We start from the raw sequence: 24,754 nt of genomic DNA on the forward strand, positions 1-24,754 counted from the left end.
AACATCGTTACTCAACGTGATCCTTTCGGGTCAGAGCCGAGCCCTAACCTATCCATGATCACCAGCACCGCCCACAAACCAGCGGACAGTCCCTCAATTCGACCGGCAAGGGCCAGACGAGGTGGGCGATTGCGGTGGATGAGTCGGCCCGCAGCGCGGTTCCGGTGTTGCCACCGGTCCGTTTCTGCGGGCCGCTCGCCGAACCCGGCGTGCGCCTCTCGACGCACCGGGCTCTCCACGGTCGGTGCCGTCAGACGTGGTTGGGCCGTATGAACGGGTGGGGGATCTTGTTGCCCCGGTAGGGGTAGCGGGTGACCGTCACCGATGCCGGGTTGAACAACGCGACCCCGTCGGCTCCGATCGGGAGCCACCGTCCGGTTGGGGTTGGTGAACCGTCGGCGGAACGCTCTCCACCTCCAGCGGTGCCGTTTCCTCAGCCACCTGATCACTCGCCATTCGGCGAAGTGCTTGAGGTTGTTGAGGTGTGTTTGCACACGGCGCGCCGGAAGTAGTTCGTCCCGCCGCGCAGGATCTGGTTGATCCTGCCGATCGCAGCACCCATGTCGGCCTGACTGACCCGATGTGTCAGGGCACGGATCTTCGCCTTCACCGACCGAAATGGATGGTCGGCGATGAACGTGTATACGTACCAATGGTTCGTACCTCGCTTGCGTTTCCACTGGATGCGGAAACCCAGGAAGTCGAACCGGTCCGCCATGTGCACGACCCGCGTCTTGGCCTCCGAGAAACGAAGGCCCAGCGGTGCCAGCACGGTGGCGATCTCTTCGCGCAGGGCCACCACATGTCGGCAGGCCCTTTGGAGCGACGGTAATTGCGGCGCGCGGTGATTCCCATCGGCCCGACTGGCTTCCAGGGCGCTATCACGTGCTCGTCGAGCACCGACAGCGCGATGTTGGCCAGCAGCGGGGACAGGATCCCGCCCTGCGGGGTACCGGTGTCGGAGTCCTCGCGGTCGCCGGTCTCGGTCATCACACCGGCCTTGAGGAACGCCTTCACCAGCGCCAGCACGCGTTTGTCCTTGGCCCGATGCCGCACCCGGTCCATCAGGGCCGCGTGGTCGATCGAGTCAATACACGCCTCGATATCCGCGTCCAGCACCCACTGATAGCCGCGGGATCCGAACATGTGGATCTCGGCGATGGCGTCCTGCGCCCGCCGCTTCGGCCGGAAACCGTAGGAGACCGGCAGGAAGTCGGCCTCGAAAACGGGTTCCAGCACCAGCTTCAACGCCGCCTGGACCACCCGGTCCGCGATGGCCGGGATCCCCAGTTTCCTGAGTTTCCTCGAACCACCGGGCTTCGGGATCCTGCGCTCCCGCACCGGCAACGGCCGGAACGAGCCCTCCTTCAAGGAGATACGCAGGTCGTCCAGGAGCCCCGGGACACCAAGGCGCTGCTCGACATCCGCGGCGGTCAGACCGTCGACGCCAGGCGTGTTCGCACCCCGATTTCCCGCGACCCGGGCGAACGCCACGATCAGCGTCGCCGGATCATGCACGAAGTTGAACACATCGTCGAACCTGCGGCCAGGATCGGCCGCCGCCCAACGGTGAAGCTTGGCCTGCATCTCCGATACCCGCTGCCACGGCCCCTTCGAGACCTCGGCCGGGGCACCACCATTCGGTGGTGCGTCTTTCGGCATTACAGCCACCATCTCCAATCCATCCGCTGTCGCCCTTCCCCATGCACCGGGCTTTCCCCGGCTCGGAGTACTACGGCGACTCCGCCCCACCCCGGATCGATCGGTCGACGATGAACCCAGCCCAACCATCCACAATGGAACTGTGGCCGTGGGCGGGACCCGAGGTGGTTCCGGTGTTCACTGTGGTTCGCTTGATCGAGGAGGAGTCCGACTCTGCCCCTGCGGTCTCGCCGCGCCTACGCCGCAGGCTTTCAGCGCGGCCTTCCGAGCCGTCGGCTTCACGACCCGGAAGTTCCCCAACCGCCGCAACGGCGGGCGGGGACGCACCGCTCCCGGCCCACATCCACCAGGTTCGAGCCGGTAAAGCATTGAGAGGCTTTACAACATCGGTTCCTCGCGTACTCCTTTCGATCCCGCTCGCCGGACCCGCGCTATCTGGCAGTACTGGCGCGTCCCGGCTTTGTCAGGGCTGTTCCCAGCCTCCCCGGCACCTCCCGGCTCGGCCTGCCCCCAGCTCCTGCCGGCCCGCTGCGACGACCCGACGGTGGCGGTCTCCCACCTCCACTCAAACCACAGCGCCTCACGGCGCACGAAACCTGCCCTGAACGCGTTCGCCATCACCTTCGAAGGCCGCATCACCCCGAGCGCCAACTAACCAATGCCAAGACCGAATCCACCGTTAATCGGACAGTCCCCGATCCGGACCAGTGGCTGGTCTTGCTGCATGAGAAGGGCGAGACTGTCCGGTGGCAGCCTGTCTCCCCCACCTCATGGCGCATCTCCGTGAACACGCTCAACAGCGCGGCGCTACCAAGCCGGGTGACCAGATCCTGCGCTACCACCAGCGGTGGTTTTTGGCTTGCCCGGCCAGCAGAACCAACGGTCGCCCGGTCCCCTCGCACTGGTAGGCCAGGACGGTTTCGTCCTGCGCCCGAGCACGGGCAGCCCGCCGCTCACTCGTTCCGAACATCCGGATCCCCTCCGCACACATTCTTACCCCGCCACCTCAAGACGACTGCCGCGACCATTGCCGCCACGCCTGGCTGGCCACTAGCACCACCTCACGTGCCGAGTATTCGACGAGCGCGTTCCAACACCGGTTTGTCGATCATCTGCCCGTTCACGCGGGTGACCGATTCACCGGCTTCGACGACGGCACGTGCCCACTCACGCTCGCTCTCCGACGGCGCGAACCCGGCCGCCACGACCGGGACCTGGTTCGGGTGGATGCACAGCTTGCCGGTGAAACCGAGGCAGCGGGCGTGCTCGATATCGGCGTTCAGGACCGCGGTGTCCTCGATCGCGATCGTCACGCCGTCGATGGGCGGCGCCAGCTTCGACGCGGCCGAGGCGGTCACCAGCTTGGACCGCGCGTACGTCAACGCCAAGTGATCATCGGGAGCGACGCCGACCTCGGCGCCGAAGTCGGCGTTTCCGAACGCCAGGCGGATGATTCCGGCCGTGGCGCACACCTCGTTGGCGCGCTCGATACCGGTGGCGGTCTCGACCAACGCCACCACGTCGCACTCTCCTCGGGTGCGGCGCCCGAGGTCGGTCAGCGCGGCAACGGAATCGGCCTTGGGCACCATGATCGGGCAACCGTGTCGCATCGCGGTGTCGAGATCGGCATCGAACCAGGGTGTCCCGAAGGGGTTGATGCGCACCAGGGAGGCGTTGCCCTGCTCCAGCCATTCCGAGACGTAGCCGCGCGCACGGTCCTTGTCATCGACAGCGACGGCGTCTTCGAGATCGACGATCACCACGTCAGCACCCGAAGCGGCGGCCTTGTCGAAACGGTCCGGCCGGTGGCCAGGCACGAACAAGAAGCTGCGGGCGGAGGCGATCTGATCGCGGGTCAGCCTCACGCGAACGTCACCTCCGCCGTCGCGTGCCGAGCATCCCGGTGCGTCGCGACCTGCAGTACGGCCCCATTCGACGTTGAATTTCCGGACGCCACAACCTGCTCCCCGGCGAAAACGGGGCTGCGCAGCCGGAACGACAGCGACCGCACTCGTCGCGGCTCGTTCCGCCGAAGCAACTCCAGCATCAGCACCGCCAGCAGCGGACCGTGCACGACCAGCCCCGGGTAGCCCTCCTCATCCAGCACGTACGGACTGTCGTAGTGGATGCGATGCGCGTTCGCGGTCAACGCGCTGAACCGGAACAGCAGCGCCGGATCAGGCTGATCAGCCAGCTGCCACTCCCCATCCGATTGCGGCGTCGCCGACGTGTCCACCACAACAGGATGATCCCCCGCACTCTTCCCGGACCGGTACACGATGTCCTGCTCCTCAACCAGACACGTGCGCCCGTGCTGGCGGAACTCATTGCGCTGGGTCACGAACACCATCTCACCGGTCCGCCCCTGCTTGACCGCGACATTGGCAATGCTGCTGATCCGCTCCGTACGCGCACCGACACTCAGCGGCTCGGAGATCTCGCAACGGCCGCCGGCGAACATCCGCTGCCGGTCCGGGATCGGCGGCAGGAAATGCCCGTCTCGCGGGTGACCGTCCTCCCCCAGCTCGTCCTGCTTCGGCCAACGCAGAAAGTAGAGCCACTGCCACAGCGGAGGCAACGCCTCTCCCACTCCGGCAACCGATTTCGACTGGTTCAGCACAGCCGACAACGCCGCCACCGGCTCCGCGGACAGCACCTCCTCGTCAGTCACCGGCCCCGGATCCCACGAATCCACGTAAGTGCCCAGCACGCTCGAACCGGTTGGCATACGACCTCCACATCGTTGATCGGCGGGCGTGCGCCGCGCACGCCCGCCGATCCGGAATCACTTCTCCGACTGGGTCCCAGTCAGCTCACGCTTCTTCGGACACCGAACTGATGTCAACACCGCGCAGCGCTGTCCACCAGGCATCGGCGGCAACGGTGACACCTTCCTCCTCGGCGGTCAGCACGACGTCGTGGATCGCGGCGCCGCTCTTCTTCAGGGCCGTGAAGATGGCTTCCTGCCATGCAGGTGGCGATGGGTGTCCCTGGGGCATCCGATTCGACTCCGGTGCTCGGTCCGTTGGTGGCACACATCATGTGCGCTTATGCATCGAGTTGAGAAATAGAAAGCCGTGATATCTGCATTCCTCAACGGCATCGGAGCCCAGAGCGCTGCCTCTTCCGTCACGGGCACGGTCAACGTGCAGGTCACGTCGGCCGTGCCAGGTCGAAGTCGGGCCGACGCGGTTACTCGCGACGCACGTCGGCGCCGTTTTCCGCGAGCTGCGCCGAAGGCCATCTGCCCTGGCGCACCGCAGTGCGGATGAGGTCGGTCAGCTCTCGCACGACGACCTCGACCGCCGAGGGCGTACGGCCCGCCCGCTGCGTTCCAAGCACGACCGAGCGGTACACGTCCGGCTCGCACAGTGGGGCCCCGCTCAACTCGCCCCGGGCGACGTCGGCGGCGATACCTGCGGCCGGCAGGATGGTCCAGCCGTACCCGGCCTGAACGAGCTGCTTCTGCACCCACATCGAGTTCGTCTGGACGACCGCGTTCAACTGTGACTTCGCCCGAGCGGCCGCCGCGTCGACCAACGTGCGCAGCGCGTGGCCCGCGGCCGGCATCACGAGCGGATGCGTGCTGACCTCCTCGAAGGGGACGGGCCGGTCCGGGCTCAGCGCGTCCAACGGCGGCGCCACCGCCCACAGGCTCTCCTGCACCAGCGGCTGCGCGTTGAGCGAGGGCGTGCTGGGCAGGTTGTAGAGCAACGTCAGATCCAGGTCTCCCTCGTCGAGCCATTGCTGGAGATGCCCCGAATAACCGGTCATCAACCGCAGTTCGATGCCGGGGTGGTTCTGGGCGATCACTGACACCAGGGGCTCGGCCAGCAGATCGGTGGTGCTTTCGAGCAGGCCGACGGTGACGAGTCCGGTGACCACACCAGGTGTGGGCTGCAGCTCGACGCGAGCGCGTTCGAGCTCGTTGAGCGCCCGCCGCGCGCGGTCGACCATGACCGTTCCGGCTTCAGTGGGCCGCATTCCCTGCCGGGTGCGTTCGAACAGCGGGATCCCGAACTCCTGCTCCAGGGTGCGGATTTGCCGGGTCACGGCGGGCTGGACCAGGTGCAGCAGTTCCGCGGCCCGGGTGACGCTGCCCACCTCCGCCACCGTCACAAGCGCCTTGAGCTGCTTGACGTCCACGGCCACTTCCTCCCATCCGCACCTCGCATGCCTGCATCAGAAATTGCTATTTCACGAACCCTCTCATGAAAGCTCATGATGCTCTTCATGGCGCGAACGCGGAAGACCAGGCCAATGAAGGTCAGCGCATGAGTGATCTGCCGCTCGCGGGCATCACGGTGGTCAGCATCGAGCAGGCGGTGGCGGCACCGTTCGCCACTCGACAGCTCGCTGACCTGGGGGCCCGCGTGATCAAGATCGAACGCCCGGGCGGAGGTGACTTCGCGCGCCGCTACGACACCACCGTGCACGACCAGTCGAGCTATTTCGTGTGGCTGAACCGCTCGAAGGAATCCCTCACGCTCGACCTCAAGTCCTCGCGGGGACGGGACGTTCTCGACAAGCTGCTCACCGAGGCCGATGTGTTCGTGCAGAACCTGGCGCCGGGTGCGGCCGGTCGACTCGGGCTCGACGCCACGTCTTTGTCCGAGCGGTTCCCGTCGTTGATCGCCTGCTCGGTCTCGGGCTACGGAACGGACGGACCGTGGTCCGACCGCAAGGCCTACGACCTGCTCGTGCAGTGCCAGACCGGGCTGGTATCGCTGACTGGAACCCCGGAGTCCTCGGCCCGCGTGGGGGTGTCCGTCGCCGACATCTCCGCCGGGATGTACGCGTACTCGGGAATCCTCACCGCATTGTTGACCCGCGCGACCACCGGAGTTGCTCGCGCCGTCGAGGTCTCGCTGTTCGAGGCGCTGGCGGAATGGATGAGCCAGCCCGCCTACTACACCCGCCACAGCGGCACCCAGCCGGCGCGGTTCGGAACCCAGCACGCCACGATCGCCCCGTACGGCGCCTACACCGCGGCCGACGGCAAGGACGTGTTGTTCTCCATCCAGAACGAGCACGAATGGGTCGCTCTGTGCGAGCAGTTCCTCGAGCGCCCCGACCTCATCGAGGATGCACGCTTCGCGACGAACTCCGACCGCGTGGCCCACCGCGAGGAGCTCAACGCATTGGTGCGCGAGCGGTTCGCCCGCTCCGCCAGCCGCGAGGTCATGAAGATCCTGGACCAGGTGGGCATCGCCAACGCCGGCGTCAACAACGTCGCCGAGTTCCTCGAGCATCCCGTGCTGCACGACCGGAACCGGTGGCGCGACGTGCAGATCCCCGGGGCCGTGGTGCCTGCCCTGGTCCCGCCCGCGGACCTGGCCGGAATCGAACCTCGCATGGACGCCGTTCCCGACATCGGCGAGCACACCGACGACGTCCTCACCGGGCTCGGCTACAGCGCGTCCGACATCGCCGTCCTGCGGGCTGACAACGTCGTCTGATCCACAGAAGATCATCAAGGAGCAATCGTGAGCGCTCTCGACATCCTCTCCGAGGACGAGCAGTTCATCGTCAACACCGTGCACGACTTCGTGGACAAGGACGTGCGCCCGGTCGTCAACGAGCTCGAGCACGCCAATACCTATCCCGAGGAGCTCATCGAGCAGATGAAGCGGCTCGGTATCTTCGGGTTGGCCATCCCCGAGGAGTACGGCGGCACACCGGTGTCGACGCCGTGCTACGTGTTCATCACCGAAGAACTCGCACGCGGGTGGATGAGCCTGGCAGGTGCGATGGGCGGCCACACGGTGGTCTCGAAGCTGCTGCTGCACTTCGGTACCGAGGAGCAGAAGCGTCACTACCTGCCGAAGATGGCGACCGGGGAGATCCGGGCCACCATGGCCCTGACCGAACCGGGAGGCGGCTCCGATCTGCAGGCCATGCGCACCGTCGCACGCCGCGACGACGAAGGCTACCTGATCAACGGCTCCAAGACGTGGATCACCAACGCCCGCAGGTCGCAGCTGATCGCGCTGCTGTGCAAGACCGACCCGGACGCCACTCCGCCCCACAAGGGCATCTCGATCCTGCTGGTCGAGCACGGCCCCGGGCTGGAGGTCTCGCGCGACCTGCCCAAGCTTGGCTACAAGGGCGTCGAGAGCTGCGAGTTGTCCTTCGACGCCCACCGGGTCGGCCCGGACGCGGTCCTCGGCGGCATCGAAGGCCAGGGCTTCTCGCAGATGATGAAGGGCCTGGAGACCGGGCGACTGCAGGTCGCCGGACGCGCTCTCGGCGTCGCCCGGGCCGCACTGGAGGACTCGCTGAACTACGCCCAGGAGCGCGAGTCGTTCGGCAAGCCCATCTGGAAGCACCAGTCCGTCGGCAACTACCTGGCCGACATGGCCACGTCGTTCTCCGCGGCTCGCCAGCTGACCCTGCACGCCGCCCAGGAGTACGACGCCGGACGTCGCGTGGACATGGAAGCCGGCATGGCCAAGCTCTTCGCCTCGGAAACGGCGATGGAGATCGCGCTCAACGCCGTCCGCGTCCACGGCGGCTACGGTTACTCCACCGAGTTCGACGTCGAGCGCTACTTCCGCGACGCACCGCTGATGATCGTCGGTGAGGGCACCAACGAGATCCAGCGCAACGTCATCGTCCGTCAACTCGTCCAACGAGGCGGCCTCGACGCCTGACAAACCGCGGTGTGCAGGCTCCTGACGCCAGCAACCTGAACACGCGACATCCGAAACCCCGCCACAGGGGCCCAGATCTGCCCCAAAACGCCCACCAAGAGAGTCCACAGCGGCGAAGGAAATCGTCAGCGCCGGAGGATCGGCCATTGGCGTGGGCGCAGACGTCGGCGACAGCGCCCATGTGACCCGCGTCGTCGACACGGCGGTCAGCACGTACGGGACAATGGACGTCCTGGTAAACAATGCCGCCGAGGCCGGCGTGGTCAAGCACTTCCTGCAAAGCAACGAGAAGTGGTGGGACCACTTCCTGACCACCAACCTCAAGAGCCAGTACCTATGCATCCGCAGGGTCGCGCCGATCATGGCCAAGAAGGGCCGCGGCTGCGTAATCAACCTGTCCAGCGGTGGAGGGACCCGCTCGCACCGCGGCCTGGTCGCTTACGACGCATCCAAGGGCGGCGTCGAGGCGCTCACCCGGGCACTGGCCCTCGAGCTGTCGCCATACGGCATCCGGGTGAACACCCTCGTTCCCGGACTCATCGCCACGTTCGCCGGAGAGCCGGAAGAGGCCTCCCGGATGCGTGATAGCACGGTTCCGCTCGGACGCGGCGGGGCCGCGGAAGACCTCGCGGGACCTGCGCTATTCCTGGCTTCCCCGGACGCCGCCTACGTCACCGGCACGAAGCTCGTGGTCGACGGCGGTGTGCTGGTCCAGCAGCGCAGCCCACAGGTCGACACCTACCGGCCAAGTGACTTCCCGTCCCTGGCCGACCTCGTCGAAGGCTGACTAAGGGGCTGCCCCAGTCGGCACCCGCCGCGGTACGGCGCCCTCCGGCCGTGGCGGGTGCTCACCACTCAGGATCGTTCAGGGTTAAGCGCAACGACATTCTGACCCCAGAAGAACGCGGTTCTCCTGAACACACGATCTCCGGATGATGAGACGATGAATTTTCCGGAATCGGCCACCGCTTCTACGCGGAAAGTAATCGTAGGGTCTACCGTCGGAACGACCCTGGAGTGGTACGACTTCTTTCTCTACGGGCTGGCAGCCTCATTGGTTTTCAACCGCATCTTCTTCCCGAGCTTCGATCCGATAGTGGGGACGATGCTGTCGTTCGGGTCGTTTGCGATCGCCTTCGTCGCGCGGCCTATCGGAGCGACGGTGTTCGGGCACCTCGGCGACCGGCTGGGCCGCAAGAGGACACTCGTCCACACGCTCTTCCTGATGGGTGCCGCGACCCTGGGCATCGGGCTGCTGCCGACGTACGACTCGATCGGAGTGCTTGCGCCGGTCTTGCTGACCGCGCTGCGCTTTCTCCAGGGAATCTCGCTGGGAGGCGAGTGGGCTGGTGCGATTCTCATGAGTAGCGAACACGCCGGTGCGCGACGTCGCGGGCTCGCGGCGAGCTGGCCGCAAATGGGAGCGCCCGCCGGGAACCTACTCGCAGCCGGCGTGATGGGACTGATGCTGGCGATCATGCCGCAGCAGGCGTTCGACGCCTGGGGATGGCGAGTGCCGTTCCTGCTCAGTGCCGCGCTGGTCCTCGTCGGACTGTGGCTACGCATCTCCGTGGCCGAATCGCCGGCGTTCCGCGAAGTCGAAGAACCAGTCAAGGCCCCGGTCCTCAGCGTCGTGCGGGAGCACCCGGTTCGTCTCCTGCTCGCGGCGGGGGTGCGGATCGGCCCGGACGTCAGCTACTACATCTGGACCCTGTTCATCTTCACCTACGCGGCACAACTGGAGGATGTACCACGCCAGCTCGCGGTGAGCGCCTTGCTTGTCGGCTCGGCGCTCCAGCTCGTCCTCGTGCCTCTCTGCGGACATCTGTCAGACCGATTCGGGCGGCGCAGGCTCTACCTGGTGGGCGGCGTCGGAACCGCGCTGTGGGGCTTCGCGTTTTTCGCTTTGCTGGACACCCAGCAGCCGGTCATGGTGTTCATCGCCGCGATCGGGGGGTTGTTCTTCCACGCCGTGATGTACGGGCCGCAAGCGGCGCTGATCAGCGAGCTTTTCCCGACCGCGGTGCGCTACAGCGGCGTAGCCCTGGGATCGCAGTTGTCCGGCATCGCAGGTGCGGCGTTCGCCCCACTCATCGCCGTGGCTCTGCTGGAAACGTTCGAGAACGCCTTCGCGGTGGCGGTCTACGTCGGCGCTTGCTCGGCGCTCACGGTAGTCGCCGCGCTGCTGATGCCGGAAACAACGAAAACCACCCTGCGAGAAACCCCGGCGAGCCAGGAAGACCTGGCCCAATGACAACGAAATCGAACGCTTGTCGGCAACGACCGACGAAACAGCCCGATCCATCGAACTGGAGCTCGCCATGTCTGACCGCCCCCAACACATCTCCCTCAACACCGATATCGGGGAGAGCTTCGGTGCCTGGACGATGGCCGACGACGACGCTCTGCTGGCCACGGTGACCGACGCGAACATTGCCTGCGGATTCCACGCCGGCGATCCCTCCACGATGCGGAGGACCTGCGAAACGGCGGCAGCCAACGGCGTTTCGATCGGAGCTCACGTGGCCTTCCACGACCTGCGTGGTTTCGGTCGGCGGTACATGGCCTTGCCACGACAGCAACTGCTCGAGGATCTGCTCTACCAAATCGGGGCTCTCGCGGGCTTTGCCAGGGTGGCCGGCAGCGAGGTGCGCTACGTCAAACCTCATGGCGCGCTGTACCACTCCGCGGTGGCGCACGATGAGCACGCTGCGGCGGTGGTCGATTCGATCCGCCAGTTCGATCAGAACCTGTCACTGCTGTGCCAACCCGGGACCAAACTCGCCCGGCACGCCACCGAAGCCGGGCTGACGGTGCTCCGCGAGGGCTTCATCGACCGCTCCTACACCGCCGACGGCACCCTGCTTCCACGTGGCGAACCCGGCGCGGTGATCAAGGACCCAGCCGCAGCGGTAGAGCAGGCCGTCGCGCTCGTCGCGACCGGAGCGGTGACTACGGTTGATGGCACGACGATCCCGATGCCGGTGGATTCCCTCTGCATCCACTCGGATTCGCCAGGTGCGACAGCGTTCGCTGTCAAAACTCGATCGGCGCTGGAGACAGCCGGCGTCGTCCTGGCGCCGCTCACCGAAATCAAGGGGATCCGATGACCGGTTCGCGACGCTTCCGCCGGGCGGGCGAGCGTGGCTTGCTGATCGAGGTGACAGAAGGCGAGAACACCCACGCACTGGCCAGATGGCTGCGTGACAGCGCGCACGCCGACCGGCTGGACGAGGTCGTCCCCGGCCCCCGCACGGTGCTGGCCGTCGCCGATCCCGATGTGCTCGCTGCTGTCGCTCGGAGCGTGGACTCCGCACCGGCCGTCCAAGAGCGCCAAGCCACCGGCCACATCGTGGAAGTTGAGGTGGTCTACGACGGCACCGACCTCGAGTCGGTGTGCGAGCAGACCGGGCTGAGCCGTGACGAGGTCGTCCACCTGCACAGCACGGCCACCTTCCTGGTGGACTTCTTCGGTTTCAGCCCCGGACTCGCCTTTTCCGCGGGAGTTCCAGACCAACTGCGCGTACCGCGCCTGGAAACCCCGCGCACCACAGTGCCCGCGGGCAGCCTGGCCGTCGCCAACCAGTACACCGTCGTCTACCCGGGCAGCACCCCTGGAGGGTGGAGCATCATCGGGAGGTCGGTCAGCGCACCGCTGTGGGATCCGCATCGCAGTCCGCCGAACCTGGTTCACGTGGGGGATCAGGTCCGCTTCCGGGTGGTGGGCCCGTGACCTCGCCGCCGACCCCCGCCATCGAGATCGTCGAACCAGGCCCCTTCTCGACCATCCAGGACCTAGGTCGGCATGCTCATGCCCACCTGGGCGTGCCTACCTCCGGCGCCGCCGACCAAGGCGCGTTCCGGCTCGCCAACCGCCTGGTCGGCAACGCCGAGACGGCAGCCTGTCTCGAGATCACGCTGGGCGGCGCGATCGTACGGTTCCACGCGCCGGCTTCGGTGGCGCTCACCGGCGCACCCACGGCCGCCAAGCTCGATCGCCGCCCTGCCTCGCTTATGCAGCGTTTCCACGTGCAGCAGGGCCAAACGCTTCGATTGGACGCGCCCGCCTACGGATTGCGCACCTACCTCGCCGTGCGAGGAGGGATCGCCGTACCAGCGACGCTGGGGAGCCGATCCACCGACACCCTGTCCGGGTTGGGCCCCGAGCCACTGCAGACGGGTCAGGTTCTACCGATCGGCGACTCGCCGGAAGTGGACCGATCCGGACTCCCGGACTGCGCGACCACCGCTGTACCGACCACTATGGACCCCACCGTGCGGGTTCACCCGGGTCCGCGCGACGACTGGTTCAGCCCTGACGCACTCCGCGTACTGACCTCGGAGACCTGGGAGATCACAGCGGAAACGAACCGAGTCGGCGCGCGCCTGTCCGGACCGGCCCTGGAATACGCCACCAACAGCCAGCTTCCGTCCGAAGGAATGGTCGCCGGGGCAATCGAGGTGCCACCGTCCGGCCAGCCCATCGTGTTCCTCGCCGACCATCCGACCACCGGCGGCTACCCGGTGATCGGTGTCGTGCATGCAGAAGACATCGGACTACTCAGCCAGGCAAGGCCTAGTACCAGGCTGCGGTTCCGGATCACCAGGTATTCCACAGACCTGACCGGCGAGACCTCCCGCCATACTCACCTCACCTGACGGGCCGCTCCCCCTTCCGCAACAGCGTGAGTAACTCGGTCGCCAGCGCCACGTGGTCGGTCGTCGATGGCAACGCCACGTAGATATCCCGGTCCAGTTCCGGGATCAGACGTCGCGTTCGCGTCCTCTTCGCCCGGACAAGAGCGATCTCCGGCACGAAGGCGACAGCGACACCCGAACTCGTCAGCGCCTGCGCCACGTCATAGGACTCGGTCTGGAACGTCTTGCGGACCGTGACACCGGACCGCGCGGCGGCGGCTTCCAACTGCGAGCGCGCCGGCCTGCCCGCCACTCCGCAGGCCCAAACGTCCTGACCGAGGTCGCTCATCGCGACCGCCTCGTCATCGGATCGATCCGCGAGCCGGTGGTCATCCGGCAGCACCACGCGAATCGGGTCCGCGCACAGATGCTCAAGCCTGACGTTGGGTTCACAGCTGAGCCGCTGACCATACGAAGCGGTGATCGCGATGTCGAGTTCGCCACTGGCCACCTGGTCCGGTCCACTGTCGGAGAGCAACTCGGTAATGGAGAGCTCCACATCGGGATGCCGATAACGCAGTGCGGTGAGCGCCTCCGGCAGCAAATTCACGGCCGCTGAGGGAAACGCTCCGATGCGCAGCCGGAGCGAGTGCTCTCCAAGGTAACCGGCGACGGCATCCTTGGTCTCGTCAAGCGCGGCGCCGACCCGTACGGCGTGTGCTGCCAGCAACTCCCCCAGCTCCGTCAGCCGTGTCCCCCGAGCACCGCGTTCCACCACGGCCGCACCGATCTCATCCTCCATCCTGGCGATCTGCTGGGAGACCGCGGGGGCGGAAATCCCCAGGACCCAAGCGGCACGGGCGAGGCTACCGCTCTCCGAAATGGCCCGTACAAGCCCCAGCTGCCCCGACGTGATTTCCATAAAGCAAAACCTAACACTGCACTTACGGGAATGCCCTTCTGCTTAACACGTGTGGACACCATGATGACTGTGCACGCCCCACTCCGGGCGCGTCGAGTTCGTTCGAGCATCCCCCGATGAGAGGCGTCCATGCAGAGTCAAACACCACGCTTCGAGGCGGCCACTCGCATCACGGATCTCTGGCAGAACTCGCTGCGCCCCACGACAACGAGGGCCTCGGACGGTGTGGTGTCCCTGGCGATGGGCGAGCCCGACTTCGCAACGCCGCGAATGATCGTCGACGCGGCAATCGACGCCCTGCACAACGGCCATACGCATTACACCGACTTCGCCGGCGAAGGACAGCTGAGAGAAGCCCTCGCACAGCAGGCATCCGCGACAGCAGGACGTCCGTACGCACCGGAGTCCATTGTTGTCACCCATGGCGCGTCAGGTGGCTTGGCGAGCACCATCCTCGGTCTGGTCAATCCAGGAGACCGCGTCGTAATCCCCGCGCCCACCTACTCGCTGTACGCGGACCTGGTACGACTTGCCGGCGGGATCCCGATCTTCGTCCGGATCCACGACGATTTCCACCTGGACGCCGAAGGACTGGCCGACGCCATGCCCGGTGCCCGGATGCTGGTGCTGTGCAACCCGGGAAACCCGACCGGCGCGGTGCTGCGCCGTGACGAGCTGGAACTCGTGGCGTCTCTGCTTCGCGACACTGACACTCTGCTTGTCGTGGACGAAGCCTACGAGGCCCTGGACTGGTCGGAACACGGCTTCGTCTCGGCGCTGTCGATCGAGGCTCTCGCCGAGCGGCTGGTGCACGTGCAGACCTTCTCGAAAACCTACGCCATGACGGGCTGGCGCGTCGGCCACGTAACGGCACCGCCCGAGGTGATCAACGCGATCGCCACCGCGGCCCGCACCATGAACGGCGCGCCGAACGCCGCGGTTCAGCGTGCCGCGCTGGCCGCGACCCAGAACGGCGGACGCATGCTCGCGGAACCGATGGTCGCGGAATACCGCAAGCGCCGACTGTTGATGCTGAACTCGCTCGACAGCATACCGGGATTGAGTGTACAGCCTCCCGAAGGCGCCTTCTACCTCTTCCTCCGCTACCACAGCAGCATTCCGTCGACGAAGCTCACGCGGCTGCTCGGCGAAGCCGGCGTGCTTGTGCGCGCCGGGGCCGAATACGGCCCAGGAGGCGAGGGCCACCTCCGGCTCAGCTACGCCGCAGCACCACACGCGATCACGACCGGATGCGCCCGGCTGCGGGCCTACTTCACCGACGGCCCACCCAAGTGACGCCGTCCGGCCGTGTACGGAACACACCGATCCAGAAGGGAAACCCATGCGTCAACAAGTGAGGATGTCGTGACCACATCAACACCAACAATCCTGCAATGGCAGGCCGAAGTCGTCGATCAACTGCTCGCCGCGGATGTGTCGGTCGCCGCCTTCGTCCCCGACTCACGCCTCAACGGTGTCCTTACCGCACTCTCCGGCAGAGGGGTTCCGCTCCGTTCGCTCACCCGCGAAGAGGAATGCGTCGCCTACGCCGCCGGGGCGCGGATTGCCGGGAAACGGGCAGTGGTCATGCTGCAGAGCTCCGGGATCGGCAACGCACTCAACGCGCTGGGCACTCTCGCGGTGCCCTATCGGCTCGGCATTCCGATGATCGTGTCGATGCGCGGCACCCTGGGAGAGACCAACCCGTCCCAGATCCCGATCGGCCGTGCCACCTCGCCGATGCTCGGTTCCCTGGGCATCCAGTCGTTCTCCTTGCGCAGCGCTGATGATGCGGCGTCCATGACCGAGGCCGTGCTCAACATGGCCTACCAAGCAGGAGAGACGAGTGCGGTCCTCCTCGAGCCCGAACTGGGAGGACAACGTGAACGTCGTTGAAGCAGTCCAGGCAATCGTCCACACCTACCCTGAAGCCACGATCGTCTCCTCGCTCGGTACCGCGACCTCCGCTGCCAGGCACGTAACCGGTGACGGCCCGCACTTCTACTTCGGTGCAGCCATGGGATCCGCCCTGGCAGGTGCGTTGGGTCTGGCCGAAGCGGCTCCGCACCGGCAGGTGGTGGCCGTGCTCGGCGACGGTGACTTCCTGATGGGCGCGAACTCCCTGTGGTCCCTTTCCGCATGCCGGCCGACGAACCTGCTCGTGGTGGTGCTCGCCGACGGCGCATACTCGATCACAGGTGGCCAGACCATCTCCTGCCCGCTCCGACTGGCCGAAGTGGGAGCAGCGTTGGAGGGCTTGTCCGGGGCGACCGCGGACACAGCGGAAGCGTTGCGAGCTGAACTGACCTCGCTTCCGCAGCCCGGGCTGATCGAGGCCCGGATCTCCGAGTCGGTCTGGCCCGGCCCCTCTCCGTTCGTGGACCCGGCCGAGGTCGTGCGCTCGGTGCGCGCCAGCCTCGCCACCCGGTAACGAGCCGACCAGGCAGTTCCCATGCACCCAGCCCGGGCGGCACTTGCTCCGCCAACAACCAGCATCGCAGACGATCTCCCCGCCCCCGGGCGTGCACACGATTTAGGACGCTTCAATGGATGAGCAACTCCCATGCTTCCGCATGGTGATCGGCGGCAAATCCGTCAACGCCATCTCCGGGAAGACCTTCGACTCCCAGAACCCCTACACCGGCCGGCCGTGGGCGCAGATCCCGGACGGAGGACCGGAAGACGTCGACGCCGCTGTCGCCGCCGCACGGTCGGCTCTCGAAGCCGAATGGGGACAGTTGACGGGTTTCGCCAGGGCTTCTCTGCTGCGCAGTCTGGCAGACCTGATCACCGATGATGCGGAGCGGCTGGCATGGCTGGAGGTCAATGACACGGGCAAGCTCTACCGCGAGATGATCGGACAGCTCAAGAACCTCGGCGCGTGGTACCACTACTACGCTGGGATCGCGGACAAGCTGGAAGGTCGCCAGATCCCGTCACCGAACCCGGACTATCTGGTCTACACGCGGCAGGAACCCGTTGGCGTGGTTGCGGCCATCACCCCGTGGAACTCGCCGCTCCTTCTGCTCACCTGGAAGCTCGCACCCGCACTCGCCGCAGGGTGCACGGTGGTCGCCAAGCCCTCCGAGCACTCCCCCGCCTCCACGCTGGCCTTGGCCGAGCTGTTCAGGGAGGCCGGATTCCCCCCTGGCGTCTTCAACGTCGTGACAAGTCAGTCTCCACAAACCGGCGCGGCGCTGGCGGGCCACACCGGCGTGGACAAAGTCGCCTTCACCGGCGCGACGGCCACCGGACGCACCGTCGCACACTCCGCGATCGACAACCTCAACGCGGTCACTCTCGAACTCGGGGGCAAGTCGCCGCAGATCGTCTTCCCCGATGCCGATCTCGCCGCAGCGGCCAACGGCGTCATCGCGGGGGTCTTCGCCGCAACGGGACAAACTTGCATGGCGGGCTCACGGTTGATCGTGCACAACGACGTGCACGACGACCTGGTCCGGCTGATCACCGAACGCGCTGCGAGGATCAAGCTCGGTGACCCGAGCGATCCTGAAACCGAGATGGGGCCCGTGGCCAATGGCCCGCAGTTCCACAAGGTCCAGGAGCTGCTGTGGACCGCCGAAACCGAGGGCGCGACCATTGCTTGTGGCGGCTCGGCCGATCAGCGTTTGGGTGGCTACTTCATCAAACCCACGGTGCTGACCGACGTCGATCCGGATTCGACCGTGGCACGCGAGGAGGTGTTCGGCCCCGTGCTCTCCGTCCACCGGTTCACCGGTGAAGACGAAGCTCTGTGCCTTGCCAACGACACGCCCTTCGGTCTTGCCGGCGCAGTGTGGACCAAGGACGTCCATCGCGCGCACCGGGTCGCGGCTCGACTGCGAGCGGGCAACGTCTGGATCAACGCCTACCGAGTCGTCGCGCCGAGCGTTCCCTTCGGTGGATACAAGGCCTCTGGCATAGGCAGGGAGAACGGCGTCGAAGCGGTCCAGGCATATACCGAGACCAAAGCCGTCTGGGTCGAGCTCACCGGCAACACCCGCGACCCGTTCACTCTCGGCTGAGGCCACGCACCCCCAAGGCAACACGATGTCCGAAGCGGACAGTGCTAGCCACCCAGCAGTTGGACACCGCCGTACGAGGGAAGGAACCATGGTTTCCAAGGCAGATGCGCTGGCGCAGTGGGCAGCAGACCTCATTCCTGCTCCGGCCGATCTCGCGCTGGCGCAACGCTCTCTGATCGATACCGCCGCGGTCGCCTTGGCCGCACGCGAGCACCCCCTTGTGGAGATAGCCTCCAGACTTCCGGACGCGGCACGGTGGTCGGCCATTGGCCACGTGCTCGACTTCGATGACCTCCACATCGAGTCGACCACCCACATCAGCGTCGTCGTAGCACCCGCGGTCCTCGCCACTGGCGGCGACGCACGCGCCTACCTCGCGGGCGCGGGTGTGATGGCGCGTCTGGGAACCCTATTGGGATGGCACCACTACGCGTCAGGCTGGCACGCCACGTGTACCGCCGGTGCGCCCGCCGCAGCGGTAGCGGCAGGTGTCGCCATGGGCTTGTCAACGCAGCAGCTGGCAACCGCCATCGCCCTGGCCGTGCCAGGCGCAGGCGGCGTGCAAAATGCCTTCGGCACACACGGAAAGTCGCTACAAGTAGGTTTCGCTGCACAAGCGGGTGTTCGAGCAGCGCAGCTGGCCCGCGCAGGCGCCACTGCCGCCCCGGAAGCGCTCGACGCGTGGGTCTCCTTGGTCGCGGCGAGCCACGACGACCTGGACCTCACCGGGCCAGCGGTTCCGGGTGGTCTCGCGATCAAAGCTTTCCCGTGCTGCTATGCCATGCAGCGGCCCATCGCCGCACTACGCGAGATCCGCAGCCAACTGCACAATATCCACCAGATCCACGTGCGCACCCCAAAGGCATCCGTGCACCCCTTGATCCACGATCGCCCCAGCACCGGGCTGGAGGGCAAGTTCAGCCTCCCCTATGCCCTTGCGACCGCAGTGCTCGATTCCTATCCGGGCTTTGAGAGCTTCACCGACGCTGCGGTCAATCGTGCCGAGGCGCAGTCGCTGGTCGAGCGAGTCGCAGTCGAGCACACACCAGGTGGCGACGGGCTGCTCACCGGTGCGGTCGAGATCGAGGTCGAACACGACGAGAGCTCCCACACCAGCACGCGTCTTGCCGATCCTCCCGGCGCACCGAACAGGCCCCCGACAGCGTCCGAGTTCGACGGCAAGCTGAACGCGTGCGGAGACGACGTACCAGAACTACTTGCCGACGCCACCTGGGACTCTGTCAGCGTGTTATTGCGCCGCGTCTTCCCGCGCATGGGCTAAAACTCAGCAAAAAGGTCGTTCCTGACAAAAGATGGTGGCGTACACCGCTACGCCGTCGAACAAACCATCGCCCTGCTGCACTGGTTTCCGCCGCCTGCGCACCCGCTGGGAAACCCGCGATGACATCCTTGAAGCCTTCCTCAGCCTCGGCTGCAGCATCATCTGCTGGCGCAAACTCAGAAACAACTCAATCTGTTAGGACCTCTTAGGAACGTGAGACGACCCGGTGGTTGAACGTAGTGAGGTCTCCGGTAGGTGGATCAGCGATTAAGAAGATCAACATTTATCCGGAGACCTCGGTGGGAAGCCCGTCGGCGTCAGGAAGGTCGGCCTCCGCGTCGCCGATCTCCGAGTGGCTACGAAGCAGTCGCGGCAAGTCCTCGTCGATTCTGACGGTCAACGTTTCGCCGTCCACGATCTGGCCATCGCCAAGGTGCGAAGCCATCAGCGCCAGATACACCAACGCATCTCGGGACCGCAGCAGTGAGATGGTCACGTCGGTCGCGGCGCTTGTCTGGAACTCGTGAAGCAGGCGTTCCGCGTCAAGGTCCGCCATCGTCATCCTCCCCTCGGAGAACCCAGGCACGTCTCAATCAAGCGTATTGACGGTCCCGACAATCGGAGTCTTTGATCACCGCGCACCCATCAGCAACCGTGCTTCCGATCCGCTGTGACGACGGATAGTGCTTCAGATCAGCTTCAGCATCTGGGGACGCTGGTTCAGGCGTCTGAGCAGCTGTCGGCGCGACCGTTTCGGCAAGGTCGTTGAGTGCCGCGACAACCACGTTCCACGCGATTCGCACGATGTCGTCTTCCGGGGCGTACGATTCGACCCATTGACGTCGCGGGTGCACCAGGTTGTGATGTCCGCGGAGAACTTCAGCGTACTGAGCTACCTCAAGGGCAATCCATCGCTTGTCCCGCGCCATCGCGATCAACTTCTCAAGGTGATCTGGCCATTCGTCGAGCCACAACACCAGCTCAGGCGCCCGCGGATGGCCACTCAGAACATCCAATACCGGGTCCCGAGCGGACCCATCAGACAACGCAGCCAGATACTCCACCAGCCGCGTCGTCTTCCGCCAAGCGTCAGCGGCACGATCCCCCGCCATGCGGTCCCTCCTCGGTAGGCAACACGCCAGGATGCCTACCCAATGACGCGAGTGCAATACCGAGTGTGAAGATTACACCGTGTGCCGTAGGCGCGGGTCCGCTGAGACGACGTCGCCCGCAGGGCCTCGAGAGTCGAGACCTCCGTGCGTTCAGACCGCTTCGCAGCGCTCGCTGACGCTAACGCGCAAGCCAGCCCTGCACAGCACTCCGACCTACGTTCCTTGGCCGAGCGCAGAATCACCGACACACCGAAGCAGGTTCATGATTTTCCACCGCATCTGAGGCAGAATTTCATGAAGTGAACAAGGTAGAGGGAGGACCGGTCTTGACGAAGATCGCCCAGAAGAACGACGGTCTGCGTCGGCTCGCAGAGCTGGACCTGACTCGCGAGCGCTTGACCGAGGTGTTCGCACGCGCCGACAGCGAAAGCCGGCACACAACACCGCTCGACCCGCCGACCGCGGAGGGCCTCACGCGCTACATCACGATCGTCCGGTTCCTGCGCGAAGATCTACTCCAGGACGGCTGGACCTTCGACAACCCCAGCAACGTCTGCCGCACGATCCATCCGAGCAAGACCTTCTCGATCGTTCCGACGGCTGGCGACGAACTCACCGGGATCTGGGTCCCTGGGACTGGCCCATCGACCCGGAACCCGAAGGGCGTTGCGGCCGTTCGAGCGGTGAAGAACAACGCACAACTTGCACTATTCGGCCCGGACCTGACGGCATCAGCTGACGAAGCCGGGCCCTCGACAACCTGGTACCTACTGCACCGCTTCACCGACGAGCAGATCTTCGTCGAGCTGTCACTGCCAGACCAGATCTCAGACGACGGCCACATCCTGAACTGGCGCGAACGCATCATCATCCAGCCGTTCGACCGTCAGCCCGGACCGTCGATGGCCGCATCCCACGACCATGACAGCATCGACGAGAAGTACCAGGTCGACGTCAACATACGCGAATGAGGACAGGTTTCCATGTTTAGCCCTTCGCGGCTGAGGATCGCCCGCAAACGCCGCGGCTGGACTGTGACCACCCTCGCCAGAACCGCAGGCCTGAGCACGCGCAGTGTTTCCACTTACGAAAACGGCCGGCAAGAGCCATCAGCTCCTACGATCGAACAACTCGCCCGCGCCGTCGAGGTGCCATCGACCTTCCTGCTTGGCGATGATGTCGACGAAGTCCCCGTTGACGCCGTCAGCTTCCGCGCGTTGAGCAAGATGCCAGCCCGCGCCCGAGACCGCGGCCTGGCGTCCGGACGCATCGCAATGCTGATAAACGACTGGATCGAAGCACGCTTCGACCTGCCCGCTCCTGACCTTCCGACGCTTGACAACAGACACCCAGAGCAAGCGGCTCAGGAACTGCGTAGCCGCTGGGGACTTGGTGTGCGACCCCTCGGCAATGTCGTGCACCTTCTTGAGGCACACGGAGTCCGCGTCTACTCAGCAACACAAGCCAACACAGACCTCGACGCATTCTGCATGTACCACAACGGTCGGCCATTCGTCTTCATCGGCAGCGACAAAACCCCTGAAAGAAGCCGCTTCGACGCCGCACACGAACTCGGCCACCTCATCATGCATCGCGGAGATCAACTACCGCACGGTCTGGACGCCGAAAAGGACGCGAACCGATTCGCCGCCGCATTCCTCATGCCAGCGTCAGATCTGCTCGCGCACAATCTGCGAAACGCTACCGCCAGCCACATACGCGCTTCCAAAGGACGGTGGTCCGTCGCAGCTATGGCGCTGGCCCACCGCCTCAACGAACTTGGCCTCATGTCCGAATGGGCGTACCGCAACGCATGCATCGACCTCGCCAGAGCGGGATACCGGCGATCAGAACCCGGAGGCATGCCCTCCCACGAGTCGTCCCAGCTGCTCACCAAGGTGCTACAGCAGCTCCGAAGCTCAGGCTTGGGCATCCAGCAGATCGCTGCCGATCTCAGCCTGCACCCGGCGGAGGTGCGGTCCTACATGTTTGGCCTCGCCCCAACCGTCATCGAAGGAAATGGACTCCGAACGGACACCCCACCTGCATCGTTGCAGGTCGTGCACTGATCGCGACGCCGGGGCCAGTGAGAGCCAGATGTGGTCCGGACCACCAGACCCGCCGACTCGTCGGAAATATGTCAATATGTCCGTTACGGTGCTGCTGTCGCTGCTGATGCACCCCGGTCTGTCAGCTCGCAGCCGTGTACCCAGCCTTACGCTTGCCGTTAGTAACGCGACGCGGTAGTATTGGGTGGCGTGATCCAGTCGTTCGCGGACAAGCGCACTCTGCAGGTCTGGGAACGGCGCCGCACCAAACTCCATCCTGACACCCAGCGGCTGGCCTGGAACAAGCTCGCGATCCTCAACCGCGCCGCCACCCTCGACGACCTACGCGTGCCACCCGGCAACCGGCTCGAACAACTCCGCGGCGACCGGGCCGGGCAATACAGCATCCGCATCAACCGGCAGTGGCGCATCTGCTTCCGCTGGACCAACGCCGGCCCCGAACAAGTTGAGATCACCGACTACCACTAGAAGGACGACAGACATGAGCGACGACGAGAAGGTGATGGCACCGACCCACCCCGGCATCATCCTGCGCGAGGAGTTCCTCGAACCGATGAACATCACCGACTACCAACTCGCCAAGGCCATCGGCGTCCCGCAGACCCGCATCAGCGCCATCACCCACGGCCAACGCCGCATCACCGCCGACACCGGACTACGCCTGTCACGCTACCTCGGCATGTCCGAAGCCTTCTGGACCGGCCTGCAAGAAGACTACGACCGCGAAATCACCAAAGACCAACTCGGCGCTATCCTCGACGCCATCCACCCCATCGCCAGCTGACACCGCGTCCAGACCGCAGCGGCACAACCACCTGCGAACGAACTCAGGACGGTCGTCGCCAGGTGTTCGGACGGTCCCTCGCGTTGGTTCCGTTCAGCGCATCCGCTCGGTTGAACAGCGGCAATTCCATCCCCGTATTGCTGACCAACGAGTTCTGCACTGCAGGTGTTGTGGTGATACGCGACCTGCCCGCACTCGCAACGATGCTCGGCTGGGGCGAGTCTGAGTTGACAAGCCATCCCTTGCCGTTCACCGACAACGACGGCGTGATCGCCGCTCCGTGGGACACCAGGCTGAAGATCGTCACGCGCGCTGCCAAGTTGAACGCGGACAAGTTGCTACGGTACATCGCGAACGCGGAGGACGAGGACCGGCGCCAAGCCATGTACGGCAAGACATACGGCCGTGGCAAGGACAGCTGGTACGTCCCACCGGAGATCTGCGCCGACACAACAGAGGTCTCGCCGGGCAGCGTAGATCGGGCCATACGCAGCCTGTCCGGGATCCGGCGGGCGAAAGGCATACCGACCACAGTCCCCGCCCGCGATGGGACTTCACCTATGTGCGCAGCTGGTCCGGGTTTCTTCTACGTCGCCTTTGTCGTGGACGTGTTCGCCCAGCGGATCGTGGCCTGGCACGCCTCGACGTCGAAGGCGACCGAGCTGGTGATGACCCGCTGCGGATGGCGCTGTGGCAACGCGACCGCAGCCAGCAAGTCCAGAGCGGACTGATCTGTCACAGCGACGCCGGATCGCAATACACGTCGATCCACTTCACCGAGCACCTCGACCTCGAGGGCCTCCAGCCGTCAATCGGCAGCGTCGGCGACGCCTACGAAACCGCCCTCGCCGAGAGCGTGATCGCAATGTACAAGACCGAATGCATCCGGACCACCGTGTTCCACGGCGACCCCTTCCGAACGGTCGCCGACGTCGAACTCGCCACCGCAGGCTGGGTCGACTGGTACAACAACCGGCGCGTGCACAGCAGCCTCGGATATATACCGCCCGTCGAGCACGCGACAGCCCACAACACGGCCCTCAACCGAGACCGCAACCCACATGAGAGCGGCAAAGAACCTGAGGCGCTGCAGGTTGCGTAGGAGCAAGATGGGAGCAACGGTGCTTTCGTACCTGCGCTCAACCGACACTCAACTGCACCATCTGCACACCACACGACTGCCGCAAACCTGCCGTGTTGGCATCGTATGGTCGTAGCCAGTCGAGCGCGCCGCCCACTTAGCGACGGTGGCTGTCTATGTCGGCGAGGCACACAAGCATGATCAACTAAAGGGTCCACCCCATGATCATCGGGCCACCATCACGGACTTCGCGCCAGAGCCAGAACAGAATGGCCATTGACACCCTAAACAACCTTGATCCACTAGACGCGCAGAACGACCAATGCCGACACTCGCGTGTGCTCGGCCTCGCCTGGCTGGTCACCTGACCTATGCGAGTCGTTGACTGAGGCGTTCGATGAAGGTTCCCCATGACTCGGGGGACAGCTTGAGGGAGTGTCCGATGAACGGTGGATCCGGCTTGGCATTGGTTAGTTTCCGGTTGGGGTGATGCGGCCTTCGAAGGCGATCGCGAAGGCGTTGAGCG

General features: G+C 65.4%; 26 protein-coding genes and 2 pseudogenes. 19 read left to right on the forward strand and 9 right to left on the reverse strand.

What is annotated here, in order from left to right:
• Window positions 1-445 precede the first annotated feature (445 nt).
• From EV191_RS30465 to EV191_RS29320, 6 genes are all read right to left on the reverse strand, one after another.
• On the reverse strand, window positions 446-610 hold the full coding sequence (locus EV191_RS30465) for a group II intron maturase-specific domain-containing protein (protein WP_207894852.1): 165 nt from the start codon (window positions 608-610) through the stop codon (window positions 446-448).
• Window positions 607-1,662, reverse strand: coding sequence for a reverse transcriptase domain-containing protein (locus EV191_RS29290; protein WP_207894854.1), 1,056 nt, complete (start codon window positions 1,660-1,662; stop codon window positions 607-609). The genes EV191_RS30465 and EV191_RS29290 overlap by 4 nt, the downstream gene beginning before the upstream one ends.
• A gap of 1,061 nt (window positions 1,663-2,723) precedes the next feature.
• Window positions 2,724-3,521, reverse strand: a complete 798-nt coding sequence (locus tag EV191_RS29305) for an HpcH/HpaI aldolase/citrate lyase family protein (protein ID WP_424565512.1) — start codon at window positions 3,519-3,521, stop codon at window positions 2,724-2,726.
• A 2-nt stretch (window positions 3,522-3,523) separates the two neighbouring features.
• Window positions 3,524-4,390: an HTD2 family dehydratase gene (locus EV191_RS29310; protein WP_132881290.1), complete on the reverse strand. Its 867-nt coding sequence runs from the start codon at window positions 4,388-4,390 to the stop codon at window positions 3,524-3,526.
• Between the two features lie 85 nt (window positions 4,391-4,475).
• Window positions 4,476-4,661 carry a hypothetical protein gene (locus tag EV191_RS29315; RefSeq protein ID WP_207894856.1) on the reverse strand — a complete coding sequence of 62 codons (186 nt, stop codon included), beginning with the start codon at window positions 4,659-4,661 and terminating at the stop codon, window positions 4,476-4,478.
• Between the two features lie 193 nt (window positions 4,662-4,854).
• A complete protein-coding gene (locus EV191_RS29320) occupies window positions 4,855-5,808 on the reverse strand; it encodes a LysR family transcriptional regulator (protein ID WP_132881291.1) in 954 nt (317 codons plus the stop codon).
• Between the two features lie 128 nt (window positions 5,809-5,936).
• On the opposite strand from EV191_RS29320, the gene EV191_RS29325 reads away from it, so the two are divergent.
• The 7 genes and pseudogenes from EV191_RS29325 (at window position 5,937) to EV191_RS29355 (ending at window position 12,974) form a co-directional block, all read left to right on the forward strand.
• On the forward strand, window positions 5,937-7,121 hold the full coding sequence (locus tag EV191_RS29325) for a CaiB/BaiF CoA transferase family protein (protein ID WP_132881293.1): 1,185 nt from the start codon (window positions 5,937-5,939) through the stop codon (window positions 7,119-7,121).
• A 27-nt stretch (window positions 7,122-7,148) separates the two neighbouring features.
• Entirely contained in the window at window positions 7,149-8,315 is a 1,167-nt protein-coding gene (locus tag EV191_RS29330; protein ID WP_132881294.1) for an acyl-CoA dehydrogenase family protein, read from the forward strand.
• Window positions 8,316-8,430: 115 nt separating this feature from the next.
• Window positions 8,431-9,102 (forward strand): annotated as a pseudogene (locus EV191_RS29335) (SDR family NAD(P)-dependent oxidoreductase); the annotation flags it as partial.
• A gap of 156 nt (window positions 9,103-9,258) precedes the next feature.
• A complete protein-coding gene (locus tag EV191_RS29340) occupies window positions 9,259-10,569 on the forward strand; it encodes an MFS transporter (RefSeq protein ID WP_132881298.1) in 1,311 nt (436 codons plus the stop codon).
• Window positions 10,570-10,636: 67 nt separating this feature from the next.
• A complete protein-coding gene (locus EV191_RS29345; RefSeq protein ID WP_132881300.1) occupies window positions 10,637-11,425 on the forward strand; it encodes a LamB/YcsF family protein in 789 nt (262 codons plus the stop codon).
• Window positions 11,422-12,048, forward strand: coding sequence for a 5-oxoprolinase subunit B family protein (locus EV191_RS29350; protein ID WP_132881301.1), 627 nt, complete (start codon window positions 11,422-11,424; stop codon window positions 12,046-12,048). The genes EV191_RS29345 and EV191_RS29350 overlap by 4 nt, the downstream gene beginning before the upstream one ends.
• Window positions 12,045-12,974 carry a 5-oxoprolinase subunit C family protein gene (locus EV191_RS29355; protein WP_132881303.1) on the forward strand — a complete coding sequence of 310 codons (930 nt, stop codon included), beginning with the start codon at window positions 12,045-12,047 and terminating at the stop codon, window positions 12,972-12,974. Before EV191_RS29350 ends, EV191_RS29355 begins: the two co-directional genes overlap by 4 nt.
• Here the strand turns inward: EV191_RS29355 and EV191_RS29360 are convergent.
• Complete coding sequence (locus EV191_RS29360; RefSeq protein ID WP_132881305.1) at window positions 12,967-13,875, reverse strand: LysR family transcriptional regulator; 909 nt, start codon at window positions 13,873-13,875, stop codon at window positions 12,967-12,969. The two genes, EV191_RS29355 and EV191_RS29360, sit on opposite strands and share 8 nt — an antisense overlap.
• Window positions 13,876-14,004: 129 nt before the next feature.
• Here EV191_RS29360 and EV191_RS29365 point away from each other — a divergent pair, with 129 nt between their 5' ends.
• The 6 genes and pseudogenes from EV191_RS29365 to EV191_RS30755 all read left to right on the forward strand — a co-directional run.
• A complete protein-coding gene (locus EV191_RS29365; protein ID WP_243659330.1) occupies window positions 14,005-15,171 on the forward strand; it encodes a pyridoxal phosphate-dependent aminotransferase in 1,167 nt (388 codons plus the stop codon).
• 69 nt (window positions 15,172-15,240) lie between these two features.
• Window positions 15,241-15,771, forward strand: a complete 531-nt coding sequence (locus tag EV191_RS29370) for a thiamine pyrophosphate-binding protein (RefSeq protein WP_207894858.1) — start codon at window positions 15,241-15,243, stop codon at window positions 15,769-15,771.
• On the forward strand, window positions 15,722-16,306 hold the full coding sequence (locus EV191_RS29375) for a thiamine pyrophosphate-dependent enzyme (protein WP_165913164.1): 585 nt from the start codon (window positions 15,722-15,724) through the stop codon (window positions 16,304-16,306). The genes EV191_RS29370 and EV191_RS29375 overlap by 50 nt, the downstream gene beginning before the upstream one ends.
• Window positions 16,307-16,421: 115 nt before the next feature.
• A complete protein-coding gene (locus EV191_RS29380; protein ID WP_132881309.1) occupies window positions 16,422-17,900 on the forward strand; it encodes an aldehyde dehydrogenase in 1,479 nt (492 codons plus the stop codon).
• Between the two features lie 88 nt (window positions 17,901-17,988).
• Window positions 17,989-19,182 (forward strand): MmgE/PrpD family protein, encoded by a 1,194-nt coding sequence (locus EV191_RS29385; RefSeq protein WP_132881311.1) that lies wholly within the window; start codon window positions 17,989-17,991, stop codon window positions 19,180-19,182.
• Between the two features lie 36 nt (window positions 19,183-19,218).
• A pseudogene (locus EV191_RS30755) lies at window positions 19,219-19,381 on the forward strand (IS5/IS1182 family transposase); the annotation flags it as partial.
• Window positions 19,382-19,465: 84 nt separating this feature from the next.
• Here the strand turns inward: EV191_RS30755 and EV191_RS29390 are convergent.
• Complete coding sequence (locus tag EV191_RS29390; RefSeq protein WP_132881313.1) at window positions 19,466-19,738, reverse strand: hypothetical protein; 273 nt, start codon at window positions 19,736-19,738, stop codon at window positions 19,466-19,468.
• Between the two features lie 37 nt (window positions 19,739-19,775).
• Window positions 19,776-20,294 carry a hypothetical protein gene (locus EV191_RS29395; RefSeq protein WP_132881314.1) on the reverse strand — a complete coding sequence of 173 codons (519 nt, stop codon included), beginning with the start codon at window positions 20,292-20,294 and terminating at the stop codon, window positions 19,776-19,778.
• 326 nt (window positions 20,295-20,620) lie between these two features.
• Between EV191_RS29395 and EV191_RS29400 the strand changes: the two genes are divergently transcribed.
• From EV191_RS29400 to EV191_RS29425, 6 genes are all read left to right on the forward strand, one after another.
• The gene (locus EV191_RS29400) at window positions 20,621-21,265 is read left to right on the forward strand and encodes a hypothetical protein (protein WP_132881316.1); all 645 of its coding nucleotides are present in this window, start codon (window positions 20,621-20,623) and stop codon (window positions 21,263-21,265) included.
• A gap of 12 nt (window positions 21,266-21,277) precedes the next feature.
• Window positions 21,278-22,363 carry a helix-turn-helix domain-containing protein gene (locus tag EV191_RS29405; protein ID WP_132881318.1) on the forward strand — a complete coding sequence of 362 codons (1,086 nt, stop codon included), beginning with the start codon at window positions 21,278-21,280 and terminating at the stop codon, window positions 22,361-22,363.
• A gap of 189 nt (window positions 22,364-22,552) precedes the next feature.
• Window positions 22,553-22,831 carry a type II toxin-antitoxin system RelE/ParE family toxin gene (locus EV191_RS29410; protein ID WP_132881320.1) on the forward strand — a complete coding sequence of 93 codons (279 nt, stop codon included), beginning with the start codon at window positions 22,553-22,555 and terminating at the stop codon, window positions 22,829-22,831.
• 13 nt (window positions 22,832-22,844) lie between these two features.
• The gene (locus tag EV191_RS29415) at window positions 22,845-23,147 is read left to right on the forward strand and encodes a HigA family addiction module antitoxin (protein ID WP_132881321.1); all 303 of its coding nucleotides are present in this window, start codon (window positions 22,845-22,847) and stop codon (window positions 23,145-23,147) included.
• Between the two features lie 173 nt (window positions 23,148-23,320).
• The gene (locus EV191_RS31020; protein ID WP_132881323.1) at window positions 23,321-23,878 is read left to right on the forward strand and encodes a hypothetical protein; all 558 of its coding nucleotides are present in this window, start codon (window positions 23,321-23,323) and stop codon (window positions 23,876-23,878) included.
• On the forward strand, window positions 23,830-24,249 hold the full coding sequence (locus EV191_RS29425; RefSeq protein WP_132881325.1) for an integrase core domain-containing protein: 420 nt from the start codon (window positions 23,830-23,832) through the stop codon (window positions 24,247-24,249). Before EV191_RS31020 ends, EV191_RS29425 begins: the two co-directional genes overlap by 49 nt.
• Window positions 24,250-24,754: the final 505 nt, after the last annotated feature.

Origin of the sequence: Tamaricihabitans halophyticus, from assembly GCF_004340875.1 — a bacterium.
Lineage (GTDB): Bacteria > Actinomycetota > Actinomycetes > Mycobacteriales > Pseudonocardiaceae > Tamaricihabitans > Tamaricihabitans halophyticus.

What these genes read in the sequence shown, in the direction of transcription:
- EV191_RS29385 (WP_132881311.1), top strand. Translation starts at nt 17,989, where the DNA reads ATGGTTTCCAAGGCAGATGCGCTGGCGCAGTGGGCAGCAGACCTCATT.
- EV191_RS29415 (WP_132881321.1), top strand. Translation starts at nt 22,845, where the DNA reads ATGAGCGACGACGAGAAGGTGATGGCACCGACCCACCCCGGCATCATC.
- EV191_RS29345 (WP_132881300.1), top strand. Translation starts at nt 10,637, where the DNA reads ATGTCTGACCGCCCCCAACACATCTCCCTCAACACCGATATCGGGGAG.
- EV191_RS29310 (WP_132881290.1), bottom strand. Translation starts at nt 4,390, where the DNA reads ATGCCAACCGGTTCGAGCGTGCTGGGCACTTACGTGGATTCGTGGGAT.
- EV191_RS29380 (WP_132881309.1), top strand. Translation starts at nt 16,422, where the DNA reads ATGGATGAGCAACTCCCATGCTTCCGCATGGTGATCGGCGGCAAATCC.
- EV191_RS29390 (WP_132881313.1), bottom strand. Translation starts at nt 19,738, where the DNA reads ATGGCGGACCTTGACGCGGAACGCCTGCTTCACGAGTTCCAGACAAGC.
- EV191_RS29405 (WP_132881318.1), top strand. Translation starts at nt 21,278, where the DNA reads ATGTTTAGCCCTTCGCGGCTGAGGATCGCCCGCAAACGCCGCGGCTGG.
- EV191_RS29325 (WP_132881293.1), top strand. Translation starts at nt 5,937, where the DNA reads ATGAGTGATCTGCCGCTCGCGGGCATCACGGTGGTCAGCATCGAGCAG.
- EV191_RS29350 (WP_132881301.1), top strand. Translation starts at nt 11,422, where the DNA reads ATGACCGGTTCGCGACGCTTCCGCCGGGCGGGCGAGCGTGGCTTGCTG.
- EV191_RS29395 (WP_132881314.1), bottom strand. Translation starts at nt 20,294, where the DNA reads ATGGCGGGGGATCGTGCCGCTGACGCTTGGCGGAAGACGACGCGGCTG.
- EV191_RS29290 (WP_207894854.1), bottom strand. Translation starts at nt 1,662, where the DNA reads ATGCCGAAAGACGCACCACCGAATGGTGGTGCCCCGGCCGAGGTCTCG.
- EV191_RS29365 (WP_243659330.1), top strand. Translation starts at nt 14,005, where the DNA reads ATGCAGAGTCAAACACCACGCTTCGAGGCGGCCACTCGCATCACGGAT.
- EV191_RS29340 (WP_132881298.1), top strand. Translation starts at nt 9,259, where the DNA reads ATGAATTTTCCGGAATCGGCCACCGCTTCTACGCGGAAAGTAATCGTA.
- EV191_RS29425 (WP_132881325.1), top strand. Translation starts at nt 23,830, where the DNA reads ATGGCGCTGTGGCAACGCGACCGCAGCCAGCAAGTCCAGAGCGGACTG.
- EV191_RS29360 (WP_132881305.1), bottom strand. Translation starts at nt 13,875, where the DNA reads ATGGAAATCACGTCGGGGCAGCTGGGGCTTGTACGGGCCATTTCGGAG.
- EV191_RS29315 (WP_207894856.1), bottom strand. Translation starts at nt 4,661, where the DNA reads ATGCCCCAGGGACACCCATCGCCACCTGCATGGCAGGAAGCCATCTTC.